The organism is Chlamydia buteonis, from assembly GCF_900634605.1.
Lineage (GTDB): Bacteria > Chlamydiota > Chlamydiia > Chlamydiales > Chlamydiaceae > Chlamydia > Chlamydia buteonis.
This window is the reverse complement of the sequence record NZ_CAAAFM010000001.1, coordinates 570134-583265: the sequence shown is the minus strand read 5'-3', so window position 1 is coordinate 583265 and position 13132 is coordinate 570134. Positions and strand designations below refer to the sequence as shown.

Here is a 13132-nt window from a genome sequence, read left to right as displayed (position 1 = left end):
AAAGGACCATTCTAGCTAAACACAGCCTAAAACACAAGCTGTTCCTTCGAGATTCTTTTTCCCTTATTTAAAGAAAAGAATTACCACAACCTCTAGTGAAAACACTGTTTTCTGTAATCTATTACTCTCTCTAGAAAGTACAGAAACCCAAGGACAATCAGCGGTGCTAGCCCGATTACAGGAATCTGCACACCTGCAGTGACCCCAAGTAAAATGATAAATTGAACTACTGTGAAGATCTTTCCAAAAAAGAGGGCTCGGTAATCATATCCCTTCCATCCTCTAACAATACAAAGGTAAATTGCAAATAAGACAAGAAATATATCTCTAGCAAAAATAAGGAGGAGGTGCTCAGGAGAAAGGGATCTTTCCCAATAAAGAATGGCTACACAGACAAACACAAAGAATTTATCAGTGATAGGGTCCAACATAGAACCGAAGCGACTAGTAGCTTTGTAGCGACGAGCAAGATAGCCGTCTAACACATCGCTGGCCATGGCTCCCAAAATTACTAATAGACGTAGATGAATCTTTTCTTGGTAAAAGAATAGGGCTAGCCACACACGTGATAGAGAAAGTAAGTTACAAAATTGTCTCATGATTTTGGCTAACGCGATCTTTATTAAGGAATCTTATAAATAATCTAAAAGAGCTTATTATAGGATAAGCCAACTCTACAGGCAAGAAGAGAGTTCTTTTCCTTAATGGCTACCTGCTAGATTACCTTCATGGATACCTATTTGATATTTTAGAAAATTTTTAAAGAAAAAGAGCAACTAGTCAATTTTATTACGAACTCTGTTGAAAAAACGGAAAGAGAGGGATTCGAACCCTCGGTACCCTTTAGGGGTACGCGTCCTTAGCAGGGACGTACTTTCGACCACTCAGTCATCTTTCCTTAAGTCAAGGAGTATATAGAGTTCCCTAGTGAAAAACCTTACCGTCCTCCTGTTCAATGAAGTAGAATAATTCCTATCTTTAATGAAAGCAAGTTAACTTTTAGGCCATGGTTTCTGGCTTATCTTTTAAATCCCATAGAAAAGAGTGGGATAAGCAAAAGCTCAGTTCTAAAAGAAGAGGCTTATTCTATTGCAAGCTAGTATTAGTGATCTAGTAATTTCTATCGCTTATTTTTCAGCTTCCTCTAAACGCTTAACGGAAACTTTATTGGTTTCGCAAGCTTTATAACTTGAGCATATATTTTCGATATCCTAACCTGATCTCTAACAATGCCTGCACTTAGATCATGTCATAAAAACCATGTCAACTCAAATAGAAAAGACTCCTCCCCCTACCCTACCTAGCCCACCTAATTCTAAAGAATCAGAAATGATTGTTCTAGGTTGCATGTTAACAGGAGTTAACTATCTTAACTTAGCAGCTAACCAGCTTAATGAAGACGATTTTTACTATCTTGAACATAAAATCATTTTTCGAGTTCTTCAGGATGCCTTCAAACATGATAAACCCATAGATGTGCATCTGGCTGGAGAAGAACTTAAAAGAAAAAATCAACTCTCGGTAATCGGAGGTCCTGGCTACCTAATCACTTTAGCAGATTTTGCAGGAACAGCAGCCTATATTGAAGAATATATCCAGATCATTCTTTCTAAATCGATCTTAAGAAAAATGATCCAAACTGCTAAGGAAATAGAGAAAAAAGCTATAGAAGAACCAAAAGACGTTGCTGTTGCTTTAGATGAGGCTCAAAATGCTTTATTTAAAATCAGTCAAACAACCTCTCTCTCACAATACGTTCTCGTTGCTGACAAACTGCAAGGCTTGACCTCTTCTCAAGACAAACCTTTCCTTATACAGCTACAAGAGAAGCAAGAGTTTTTTCAACAATACGCTCAAAGCGGCGATGCCTTACCTATCTCTGGTATTCCCACGCATTTCATCGATCTCGACAAAATGATTAATGGTTTTTCCCCATCGAATTTAATGATTCTTGCAGCCCGACCTGCTATGGGGAAAACTGCTCTTGCTTTAAATATCGCAGAAAATATGTGTTTTCAAAATCAACTTCCCATAGGAATTTTTTCTCTAGAGATGACTGTAGATCAGCTAATTCACAGAATCATATGCTCTCGGTCTGAAGTAGAATCTAGAAAAATCAATGTTGGCGACTTATCTGGACAAGATTTTCAACGTATTGTTTCTGTTGTAAACGAAATGCAACAACACACCTTGCTTATAGATGATCAACCCGGATTAAAAGTGACTGATCTTCGCGCCCGAGCTAGAAGAATGAAAGAAAGTTATGATATTCAATTTTTGATTATTGACTACCTACAGCTTCTTTCCGGATCAGGGACCTTACGTTCTGTAGAAAGTCGTCAAACTGAGATCTCTGAGATTTCAAGAATGCTAAAGACTTTGGCAAGAGAGTTAAATATTCCTATTCTCTGTTTATCACAGCTATCTAGAAAAGTAGAAGACAGAACTAACCACAGACCTATGATGAGTGACCTCAGGGAAAGTGGAAGTATCGAACAAGATTCCGACTTAGTTATGTTCTTATTGCGTAGAGAATACTATGATCCAAATGATAAACCTGGAACAGCTGAACTGATAGTGGCTAAAAATCGTCATGGTTCCATAGGTTCTGTGCCTTTAGTTTTCGAAAAAGAACTTGCAAGATTTAGAAACTACGCCGCTTTTGAATTCAATGGTTAAAAACAAAAGTTTTTATAATTTCAGCTTTGTATATTTTATAAAAATTCCAATCTAGGAATATTAAACAAATTCGTTCTATTTCTTTGACCAGCTAGGACAAAATCGTTAGTGGACCACAAAATATCTTTGTAGTAACATTTTTCCTATTGTTTCCTGTGAGAAAAATAGATGCCGCAAACCTAAGGTTTACTTAGTGTGTTGAGATTGTGGATAAGTACAACAGAGAAACAAAGTGTGCTTAATTAATTTTAGGTATCGAAGGAATGGTTGTAGTTTCAATCCAACTATTCTAGTGATTTTTTCCTAATTGAGAAAAAATCTTACCACACACATATTCATACGCTAACAAATAAAAAAGACTATGTCATCTGTTAAGAAAAAACGAAGACTTAAAATCGCTAAACATAAGCGTAACAAAAGACGCCGAAGAGACCGTCATAAAAATAAATAATTGCTAGTTTATGTGGACTCATCCAATTAATTACGATGTCATTGTAGTTGGAGCTGGGCACGCAGGTTGCGAGGCTGCATTTTGTTCTGCAAAAATGGGGGCCTCCGTACTAATTCTATCTTCAAACTTAGATACTATTGCTAAGTTAAGTTGTAACCCTGCTGTTGGTGGTATCGGAAAGGGGCATATTGTGCGAGAAATCGATGCTCTGGGCGGTATCATGGCAGAGGTTACTGATCAGTCTGGGATACAATTTCGTATCTTGAATCAGACAAAGGGTCCGGCCGTCCGTGCGCCAAGAGCTCAAGTTGATAAGCAAATGTATCATATTCATATGAAACGCTTATTAGAGAGATCTCCTGGCCTACATATCATGCAAGGTACAGTTGAGTCTTTGCTGGACAATGAGAATGTTATTCAAGGCGTCACAACAAAAGAGGGTATTGCTTACTTAGGGAAAACAGTTATTCTGTCTTCCGGGACGTTTATGCGTGGTTTAATTCATATTGGGGATCTTAATTTCCCTGGAGGGCGTCTTGGAGATCCTGCAGCAACAGGATTATCACTAGCATTAAAAGAACGTGGTTTCCCAATCAGTAGATTAAAAACAGGCACGCCTCCACGTTTGCTTGCTTCCTCTATAGATTTTTCTGTAACCGAAGAACAACCCGGTGATCCAGGCGTAGGTTTTGTGCACAGAAATGAGCCATTTGTCCCCCCCTTACCTCAAGTATCGTGTTACATTACCCACACTACAGAAAAAACTAAGGATATTATTGCGGCCAACATTCACCGTTCAGCTCTTTATGGAGGACGCATTGAAGGCATAGGCCCACGATACTGTCCATCTATTGAGGATAAAATTGTAAAATTTGCGGATAAAGAACGTCATCATATCTTCATAGAACCTGAAGGAATTCATACTCAGGAAGTCTACGTAAACGGTCTGTCTACGTCTATGCCTTTTGATGTACAATACGACATGATCCGTTCAGTCCTTGGGTTAGAAAATGCTATCATCACTCGTCCTGCTTATGCTATTGAATATGATTATGTTCATGGAAATGTTATTTACCCTACCTTAGAAAGTAAGCTAGTAGAAGGCTTATTTTTATGTGGACAGATCAATGGAACAACGGGATACGAAGAGGCTGCAGCTCAAGGATTGATCGCTGGTATTAACGCGGTAAACAAAGTACTCAAAAAACCTGCTTTTATTCCTTCGCGGCAAGAATCTTATATTGGAGTTATGTTAGATGATCTGACAACTCAGATATTGGACGAGCCTTACCGTATGTTCACAGGGAGAGCAGAGCACCGTCTTCTTCTAAGACAAGATAACGCCTGCTTACGTTTGTCTCACTACGGTCGTGATTTAGGATTATTAAGTAAAGAGCGTTACGAGATTTTTGAAAATCAAAAACAAATTATAGAAGAAGAAAAACTACGTTTAAGCAAGACATTTAAAAAGTATGGGAATTCTGTCGTTTCCTTAGCAAAGGCTCTGTGTCGTCCAGAAGTATCCTACGACACGCTTAAAGAAGCATTCCCTGAAGACATTCGGGACTACGGTTCTACGCTTAACGCTTCATTAGAAATGGAAATTAAGTACGCAGGATACATAGATCGCCAGAAAGCTTTAATTCATAGTCTATCAAAATCAGAGAATATGATTATTCCTGAAGATATAGACTACCAAAGTATTTCTTCTTTAAGTTTAGAAGCGAGAGAAAAGCTAGCAAAATTTACCCCAAGAACTATAGGGTCTGCATCAAGAATATCAGGAATCGCCTGTGCTGATATTCAAGTGTTGATGGTTGCTGTAAAAAAACATGCTCACCAATAAGTGTATTTTCTTAAATCTATCCGGGAAGACTATCTTTGAGCAACTGCAAATAGAAGAAGCCCTTCTTCGTAACTACAAAGAAAACGTTTGTATTATTAATTTTAATACGCCGGAAGCTGTAGTTCTCGGCATTTCCAGGCAACCTAGTGAAGACCTTTATATCTCCGAATTACGATCTGATAATATACCTATAATTAAGCGCTACAGCGGTGGTGGCACAGTATTTATCGATAACAACAGTTTATTCGTAACCTGGATTATGAATTCCTCCCAACATATGGTGCATTCTCAAGATCTAATGCAATGGTCTTACGGTATCTATGCTCCTATCTTCCCAAAGACATTTGCCCTACATGAAAATGATTATACCTTGGGAGAGAAAAAAATTGCGGGTAATGCTCAATATATCCAGAAATCTCGTTGGGTGCACCATACGACATTTCTCTGGGATATGGATATAAATAAACTCTCACGTTATTTACCAATACCCCAAAAGCAACCATCATACAGAAAACAACGTCTACACCAAGATTTTCTGACAACTATTCGTCCGTGGTTCCCTACTAAAGAAAGTTTTTTCAACCAACTAAAAGCCTCCGCAAGTAGTAGTTTTGTCTGGGGAACTCTTTCAGAAAATGAACTGAAAGAAATCTTAGAAAAACCACACAGGAAATCCACAATCTTACTGTAAAATTATTTCTGATTACGCAGCAGAATTCACTATTTCGACTTTGCTGAAGAAATAGTTAATTTCTATAGAAGCGTTTTCCAAACTATCAGAACCATGGACTGCATTAATTCCTATAGACTCACCAAACTGAGCACGAATAGTTCCTGGAGCAGCTTCTTGAGGATTTGTGGTCCCCATAATTTCTCTATTACGAGCTACAGCATTATTACCTTCAAGAACCATCACCACTACAGGACCAGAAATCATAAAATCTACTAACTCTTGGAAAAACGGGCGCGATTTATGAACAGCGTAAAAGCCTTCTGCCTCTTTCACCGATAAATGCAACATTTTCATAGCAGCTATGCGAAATCCTGATTTTTCAAAGACAGCAATAATCTCACCAATATGAGCCTTACCAACAGAATCAGGTTTGATAATTGATAGCGTTTGTTCCATGTATATATAATCTCCTTAAACAACATGTAGTAAATGGTGGAGGAAATTATACCACTATTTTCAGGAAAGTCTAGCTCTTGTTCAACCCCTGTAAATTCTTTTTTAAAGCAATAGGAAGAATTTCTGCTATTGACGCATGATCCGGGAGCTCGCTCATAGCTTCGGCGATCATTCTCTCTGCCGAGGATTTTGGATAGCCTAATGCTGCTAAAGCTTGTATTCCCTCTTCCATACAAGAAGATTTTGCTGGTTCCCAAGAAGCAATTATTTGTGAATCTAAAGGGAGTAAGTCTGCAAGCTTTTGCTTCAAATCTACCATAAGTTTCTCCGCTGTTTTCTTACCTATACCCGGAACAGAAGCTATAGCTTTTATATCCTCAGCACGAGCTATAGAACACAATTTACTAAGAGAAAATGTATTTAAAATCGCCAAACCTGTCTTAGGTCCCACTCCTGAAAATGAAATTAACATACGAAAACACTCGCGTTCTCCACGAGTATTAAATCCATAAAGAACATGCTCAGTTTCACGAACAACAGTATAAGTATAAACTATAAGCTCTCGGTGTAGTTGACTTGACAGTTCGATAAGCCATCTATCAGGAGCAAAAATACTAAATCCTAATCCCTGACTTTCAATCACCATAGTTCCTGAACTGATATAAGTAAGCACACCACGAATATAGTCGTACATCATCGAACTCCCAAACAAGTATACGCAGAAGTATGCGCGTGGCATATCGCTAATGCAAATGCATCTGCAATATCCTCACAATTCGAATCTAAAACATCAGGAATATTTAAAATCTTGCTAACCATAAGTTGCACTTGCTGTTTACTTGCATTTCCCTTACCTACAACAGCTCTCTTAGCCACATTGGGAGTATATTCAAAAACGGGAATATCTCGTAAAGCAGCAGCTAAAACAAGTACTCCTCGTCCCATGCCTAACTTTATAGCACTTTGAGGATTCTTATGAACATATTGGGTTTCCAGCACAACAGCATCGGGAGTGACATTATCTAATACTCCTGATAATGTTTGAAAAAGCTGCTTATAACGTTGTGTTAACGAATCTTTGGAAGATAACCGAATAGACCCATAACTATGGGCTCGGATCTTGTAACGCTGCTCAACAAGGATAATTGCATACCCAGAAACTAAAGTTCCAGGATCTATCCCCATAATCAATTGCGTCATAAACAAGTCCGTATGTAGGCTTCTAAAAAGTTCCCCTAATGGGATATGTAGAGTTTATTCTATGTTAGTTATATATAATTACAACTAGAAATTCTTACGTAAGATTTCTAAGAACCACATTGTGATTCCTGAATACATTGACTACAGTCTAAATCTCTTCCTAGAAGTCGTTTTAAATGAGACACATTCAAAACATCCTCAAGTCCCAACTGCTTACTAAGAGTCTGTATATGGCAGTGCTGCTCTTCAACAAGGTCTTGTAACAGGGCTATCTCTTTCTTCTTCTGTACTAATTCATCGTGAATCTGTACGATCTTTTGCGCTTCTACATTTGTATAATCAGAATTTCTGTAGTATTGCAGCTCTAGATTTAACCTTGCTATTTCTTCTTGATACTTTGTAGTTGGATCCTCTTGTAACAGACATTCTGCATGCCTTTGTTCAAACATATCTGTTTCAGGGATCCTAGATAAGGTTACCTTGTCTAACTGTTCCTCGAGGATCTTAATTTTATGTTCATAACAGAGACGCCTTCCTTCACTAATCTCTGTTTGTTGAACACTTTCTACCAAATCTCGTTTCAACTCATCAATGATATCATTTTGGTGACGAACTTGTTGCAACTTCTCAGCAAGGCGATGTTGTAACCAATTGTTTTCATTTTTCAACTTCTCAATTTCAGAACTTCTCATCTCATCTCGAGATGTAAATTCTTTCTCTAAAGCTGAAAATCGATACTTCCATTCAGAATGCATATCTTGCCCGTTAGAAAGGACTGCTTGCACAACTTCTGATTTATTAGAAAGAAGTTGTCCACTCATTTTGCTACAAATGTCTGCTAAAGCAGTACATGCGTATTCCCATTCCATAATGTCTGCATCTTTCCATCGACAGAGCAACAGAAGCATAGATCTCGAATATATGTCGTAATGATTTGAGGAAGAACGGGTGGAGTTGCTAGACCACATAGAAGTTAGATGCAGCTTAATTGCCAATAAGAGCCGCCGCAAAGGATACCTCTAAGATATTAATTAGATTTTTCTGGCTTATAGCACAGGAGAGAGTTATTGTCTCAACTTCACAGCCAAGAAAAAGAAATCAGAAAAATATAGAAAATCTAAGTTTATATTTCCTAGTGTGAATACAAAACTTTAGAGTGTCATAAAAAATTAAATGAAGATAAAAAATCTAATAACCTTCTCTATATGCAAAAATGAACACATAGATTTGAGTTAAGATCTAAACAAAAAGAAAAGCTGCTCAGAACAAGACTCGAACTTGCACGGGCCTACGCCCAAGGGATTTTAAGTCCCTAGTGTCTACCATTCCACCATCTGAGCAATAATGAAGAGTCGCATCAATTATTAACTAAATAAATGACAAGACTCGAATTATAATTTCTGGACGCCTTTGCTTGAAAGAAAAAACCAAAAATACAACTCAGAATCTTATCAAATGCTACTTTCTAGATCAATGGTTTTCAAAGAGAAGACGAGTAAAAATACCCTAAAGAATCGTTACTCATCTTCTGTTGGGGAAGACGAGGGCAAAGACTGTTCGCAAGCGGTCGCTGTCTCTATTTCTTCTTCAGGGAAAATAATTGTCTGATCACCTGACAATAAAGCATTTATTACATCGGAACTTTCAGTAACTAATGCTTGTAAAGATTCATCCAAATCCGCTGAGGTCGCTGTAGGATCATCAGAGACGGCTTGAGAAATGATCTCAGAAATTAATTTCGCTGGAGGAGGTAATAACGAAAACTTCTTCTGCTCACCCAACTTATTTTCCTGAGATTCTTCCCAAAGTTCTTCCGTAACAGTATCAATAATCTCTTGAGACGATCCTACTACTTCCGATACTTCCTTATTAGTTTTTTTACGCCCTTGTTTTTTCTTCTCTTTCCATTTATCTCCCTTATGCTCCTTTTTCTCTTTTCTAGTTGTAGAATGAGGAGCAGGTGCAACAGGAGTTTCTAATGGAGTTTCAACTGCAATGGTTTCCGAAGTGCTTTCTTCCACAACTGTTACAGGAGCTGCTTTAGGCAACTTAATTAAAGCTTCTCGACCTCCTGCAATTTTAATACCACGATCTAAACCTACAGCTTTAAGATTGATCTTAGTATCTCGGACTTCCATTACTTCATAATCGCCAGCAGGAACGATAAACGGTTTGCTGTGATCACAATTGCGGAAAAAACACGTATTCCCTAAAGAGATCACTTCAACTGCTTCAACAACAAAAGGATCTTGAGAAAGATGCTTGGTGTTACGAACTGACAGTTTGTACCCTTCCCTCGAAGTAATAACAGTTTCAATAACTGGATCTCTTGTAAAATACACGAATTTAACCTTTTATTTAGAGTTCTTTGCTACATACTCTAATAAATCAACTATGCGGGTTGCATATCCTATTTCATTATCATACCAAGCAACTAGTTTGAAAAAGCGATCGGTTAACGCTATTCCTGCGCCAGCATCAAATATAGAAGAATATTCGCATCCTATAAAATCAGAAGAAACTACTTCTTGATCTGTATAACCTAAAATCCCACTTAAATGAGTTTCTGAAGCCTCTTTAACAACCTTACATATTTCTTCATATGTCGTTGACTTCTGCAATCTTACAGTAAGGTCAACTACAGAAACATCAGTCACAGGGACTCTAAACGCCATTCCAGTTAATTTATTCTTGAGTTCAGGCAAACATAGAGCAACAGCTTTCGCAGCTCCAGTAGAAGCAGGAATGATATTTTGAAAAGCGCCTCTACCACCTCTCCAATCTTTTTTTGAAGGACCGTCTACAACGCTTTGCGTAGCTGTAGCGGCGTGTACGGTGGTCATTAGCCCCTCTTCTATACCAAAACTATCCAATAAAACCTTAGCTAAGGGAGCAAGACAATTTGTAGTACAGGAAGCATTAGAAATAACTAAATCTTTTTCAGGATCAAATTTATGTTCATTTACTCCCATTACAAATGTTGGGACATCACCTTTTGCAGGAGCTGTAATCAAAACACGTTTAGCCCCAGAATCGAGATGTTTTGCTGCATCTTCTTTTTTAGTGAACAAACCGGTACTTTCAATGACAACATCTACACCTAAATCCTTCCAGGGAAGCTTTTGAACGTCAGATTGAGCCAACAATTGAATTCTACGACCATCAACAACGAGACAACCGTTTTCATAAGATACTTCTGATGGGAAACGGCCGTGAGTAGAATCGTGTTTAAATAGGTATGTTAAAGCCTCTCCTGGGACAAGATCATTAACAGCTACAACTTCGATAGAAGAATTTCTTTTTAAAAATTGTCTTAAAACTAATCTTCCTATCCGACCAAAACCGTTAATTACAACCTTCATCGCTCTTGCCTAGTAGTCAGTATTACAAAAAAAACAGTCTAATTAGCTAAAAATTCTATAATACACTTTTTTGCATTATCACCAACTCTATTTTGCATTTTCAAAATACGAGTGTAGCCACCATTTCTAGAGACAAAACGAGAGCCTAATTCATCGAATAGCTTATTGATCACCTTACGATCTACGTTATAAACCGACAAGTCACCACCTTTAGCCTGACGAGCTTCTTTGCTTGTCAACTTATTGTATCGAATCATTAGCCTAGCAACAGCTAAACGTCTTGCAGCCAATGTATTTTTCTTAGCCAAAGTAATCATCTTATCTGCACAACGACGCAACTCCTTTGCTTTAGGCAAAGTAGTTTCTATTCTTTCTTGGTAGATTAGAGATTTTAACATGTTAGCTAACATACAACGATTATGCGCAGAAGTACGACCAACTCTAAATTTCTTTCTAGCGTGTTGCATATACTTAATTATCCCTTACCGTTTTTAGACCGAATCTTATCGGCATACCACTTCATTTTTTCTTTTACGTTGTCCAAACCAACGCCGAACTGACTAAGATCCATTCCCAATTCTAACTTCATTTCTTTTAACTTGTTCTTAATCTCACAAAGAGACTTTTTACCAAAGTTTCTGAACTGTAGCAAGCGAGGTTCTGGCATAATAACCAACTCACCTATGGTTTCAATGTTTGCATTAGACAAACAGTTCGTGGATCTTACAGATAGCTCGATCTCGTTAATACCCAAAACTAACTTATGAAGAATATCGTCTTTATTTTCTTTTTCGATAGAAATGGCTTCTTCAAAGACTATCTTCTTCTCATCCATTTTTTCAAAAATGGAGAAATGTTTGGTTAAAATTTGTGTAGAAAAGGCTAAAGCCTCTTTAGGAGATACTCTACCATCTGTTTCTACATGCAAAATCAAACGATCGAAATCTGTATCTTGACCAACACGAGTGTCTTCTACAAAGTAATTAACCAAGACAACGGGTGAGAAAGCTGCGTCTAAAACAATTTCATTTACACCCTTATCCTCAAGAATAATTCTTTCAGATGTAGTATAACCTCTGCCAAAAGCAACTCTTAAAGTAATATCTAATTGCATAGGCTGTGTTACAGTGAAAATCACATGATCGGGGTTAACAGATTCAAACCCGCCTTCTTGCAACAAATCAGCCAATGTAACAGCCTTTTGACCACCGCAGGCAGCCAAATCAGAGGCGTCTATAGAAATTCTAGACTTTAATAATTGAGTACGACGACCATTTTCACTATCTTGGAAAGGATATTTCTTTAATAAAGCTCCTTTCAAATTCAAGATAATATTTGTTACATCTTCTATAATTCCGTTAATTGCCATGTACTCGTGAAGCACACCAGTCATAGAGAAAGAAATAATTGCAGGAGCCTCCAAACCTATGAGTAGCGCTCTTCTCAAAGCATTACCTAAGGTATGCCCCATCCCCCTTTCTAAAGGCTCTGCTATAAAACTCGCCTGCTTATCAACCGATCCCCCGCTACCTTCTACAGCCATCATTTTGACTGACTCTGGCAATTCAAATTTATCGTAAAGTAAATTTTGTGAACAATCCGACATCCCTTTCTCCTCCCCTAAAACTACACTCTGCGCCTTTTTCTAGGCCGACAACCATTGTGAGGAACAGGAGTTTCGTCACGGATGACAGAAACAACTAAACCAGCGGCTATGAGAGCGCGGACTGCAGATTCTCTACCAGCTCCGGTGCCTTTTAAACACACTTCGACTTCCTTAAGTCCAGAATTCATAGCAATTTTTGCAGCGTCTTGTGCAGCCACCGTTGCAGCAAAAGCAGACGACTTACGAGATCCGGAATATCCAACTTTTCCAGCTGAAGCCCAAGAGATAGTATTCCCTGCAGGATCTGTTATAGACACAATCGTATTGTTGAAGGTAGCCTTAACATGAACAACGCCTGAAGGAATATTCTTTAACTGTTTTCTTTTTACGCCTTTTTTCTGCGCTTGATGTTTAACCAAAACACGTTCTCCTAAAAAAATTATTTCTTCTTACCTGCGACCGTTTTACGCTTACCTTTGCGCGTGCGAGAATTTGTTTTTGTTCTCTGTCCTCTTACAGGCAATGAAAGACGATGTCTTTGCCCACGATAAGCGTGAATAGAGATCAATCTTTTAATGTCTGACTGCACACGACGTCGCAAGTCCCCTTCAACTACATAATCTGATTGTAGGAGAGAATTGAGGCGGCCTATTTCCTCCTCCGTCAATTCAGCAGCCCTAGCTTCAGGATTTAATTGCAATTTTGCAATAATCTCTTCAGAAAGAGCTGGCCCTATACCATAAATATATGTAAGACTTATTTTTAGTTTTTTCTTCGCAGGAATATCAATTCCAATGATGCGTGGCATACGCAGGGCCTCCCTTAAAGTAGTATAAGCATCTTAGGTCAAAAATTGTTA

Annotated in this window: 15 protein-coding genes and 2 tRNA genes; 4 read left to right on the top strand and 13 right to left on the bottom strand. The window is 38.1% G+C overall.

Annotated features, from left to right (window positions below; translation table 11 throughout):
* Nucleotides 1–92 precede the first annotated feature (92 nt).
* On the bottom strand, nt 93–599 hold the full coding sequence (locus E1N70_RS02650) for a CDP-alcohol phosphatidyltransferase family protein (protein ID WP_131744003.1): 507 nt from the start codon (nt 597–599) through the stop codon (nt 93–95).
* 211 nt (nt 600–810) lie between these two features.
* Nucleotides 811–898: transfer RNA gene (locus E1N70_RS02645), tRNA-Ser, on the bottom strand.
* Between the two features lie 362 nt (nt 899–1260).
* Between E1N70_RS02645 and dnaB the strand changes: the two genes are divergently transcribed.
* The 4 genes from dnaB to E1N70_RS02620 all read left to right on the top strand — a co-directional run bounded on the left by dnaB (nt 1261) and on the right by E1N70_RS02620 (nt 5667).
* Nucleotides 1261–2679, top strand: a complete 1419-nt coding sequence (gene dnaB, locus E1N70_RS02640) for a replicative DNA helicase (RefSeq protein WP_131744002.1) — start codon at nt 1261–1263, stop codon at nt 2677–2679.
* Nucleotides 2680–3040: 361 nt separating this feature from the next.
* Nucleotides 3041–3130, top strand: a complete 90-nt coding sequence (locus E1N70_RS05280) for an AURKAIP1/COX24 domain-containing protein (RefSeq protein ID WP_072667724.1) — start codon at nt 3041–3043, stop codon at nt 3128–3130.
* 10 nt (nt 3131–3140) lie between these two features.
* On the top strand, nt 3141–4976 hold the full coding sequence (gene mnmG, locus E1N70_RS02625; RefSeq protein WP_131744001.1) for a tRNA uridine-5-carboxymethylaminomethyl(34) synthesis enzyme MnmG: 1836 nt from the start codon (nt 3141–3143) through the stop codon (nt 4974–4976).
* A complete protein-coding gene (locus E1N70_RS02620; RefSeq protein WP_131744000.1) occupies nt 4963–5667 on the top strand; it encodes a lipoate--protein ligase family protein in 705 nt (234 codons plus the stop codon). The genes mnmG and E1N70_RS02620 overlap by 14 nt, the downstream gene beginning before the upstream one ends.
* A gap of 12 nt (nt 5668–5679) precedes the next feature.
* On the opposite strand, the gene ndk is transcribed toward E1N70_RS02620, so the two are convergent.
* The 11 genes from ndk to rpsM all read right to left on the bottom strand — a co-directional run bounded on the left by ndk (nt 5680) and on the right by rpsM (nt 13081).
* The gene (gene ndk / locus E1N70_RS02615; protein ID WP_131743999.1) at nt 5680–6105 is read right to left on the bottom strand and encodes a nucleoside-diphosphate kinase; all 426 of its coding nucleotides are present in this window, start codon (nt 6103–6105) and stop codon (nt 5680–5682) included.
* A 70-nt stretch (nt 6106–6175) separates the two neighbouring features.
* On the bottom strand, nt 6176–6799 hold the full coding sequence (gene ruvA / locus E1N70_RS02610) for a Holliday junction branch migration protein RuvA (RefSeq protein WP_131744155.1): 624 nt from the start codon (nt 6797–6799) through the stop codon (nt 6176–6178).
* Nucleotides 6799–7305, bottom strand: a complete 507-nt coding sequence (gene ruvC, locus E1N70_RS02605; protein WP_131743998.1) for a crossover junction endodeoxyribonuclease RuvC — start codon at nt 7303–7305, stop codon at nt 6799–6801. The genes ruvA and ruvC overlap by 1 nt, the downstream gene beginning before the upstream one ends.
* Before the next feature lie 107 nt (nt 7306–7412).
* Nucleotides 7413–8174, bottom strand: coding sequence for a hypothetical protein (locus E1N70_RS02600; protein WP_208638302.1), 762 nt, complete (start codon nt 8172–8174; stop codon nt 7413–7415).
* A gap of 388 nt (nt 8175–8562) precedes the next feature.
* A tRNA-Leu gene (locus E1N70_RS02595) sits at nt 8563–8645 on the bottom strand.
* A 177-nt stretch (nt 8646–8822) separates the two neighbouring features.
* Nucleotides 8823–9647, bottom strand: a complete 825-nt coding sequence (gene grgA / locus E1N70_RS02590; protein WP_131743996.1) for a GrgA family transcription factor — start codon at nt 9645–9647, stop codon at nt 8823–8825.
* Nucleotides 9648–9659: 12 nt separating this feature from the next.
* Nucleotides 9660–10667: a type I glyceraldehyde-3-phosphate dehydrogenase gene (gene gap / locus E1N70_RS02585; RefSeq protein ID WP_131743995.1), complete on the bottom strand. Its 1008-nt coding sequence runs from the start codon at nt 10665–10667 to the stop codon at nt 9660–9662.
* A 38-nt stretch (nt 10668–10705) separates the two neighbouring features.
* Complete coding sequence (gene rplQ, locus E1N70_RS02580) at nt 10706–11134, bottom strand: 50S ribosomal protein L17 (RefSeq protein ID WP_131743994.1); 429 nt, start codon at nt 11132–11134, stop codon at nt 10706–10708.
* Nucleotides 11135–11142: 8 nt separating this feature from the next.
* Nucleotides 11143–12273, bottom strand: coding sequence for a DNA-directed RNA polymerase subunit alpha (locus E1N70_RS02575; RefSeq protein ID WP_131743993.1), 1131 nt, complete (start codon nt 12271–12273; stop codon nt 11143–11145).
* Nucleotides 12274–12293: 20 nt separating this feature from the next.
* The gene (gene rpsK / locus E1N70_RS02570; RefSeq protein ID WP_006342788.1) at nt 12294–12692 is read right to left on the bottom strand and encodes a 30S ribosomal protein S11; all 399 of its coding nucleotides are present in this window, start codon (nt 12690–12692) and stop codon (nt 12294–12296) included.
* 20 nt (nt 12693–12712) lie between these two features.
* Nucleotides 12713–13081, bottom strand: coding sequence for a 30S ribosomal protein S13 (gene rpsM, locus E1N70_RS02565; protein ID WP_006342787.1), 369 nt, complete (start codon nt 13079–13081; stop codon nt 12713–12715).
* Nucleotides 13082–13132: the final 51 nt, after the last annotated feature.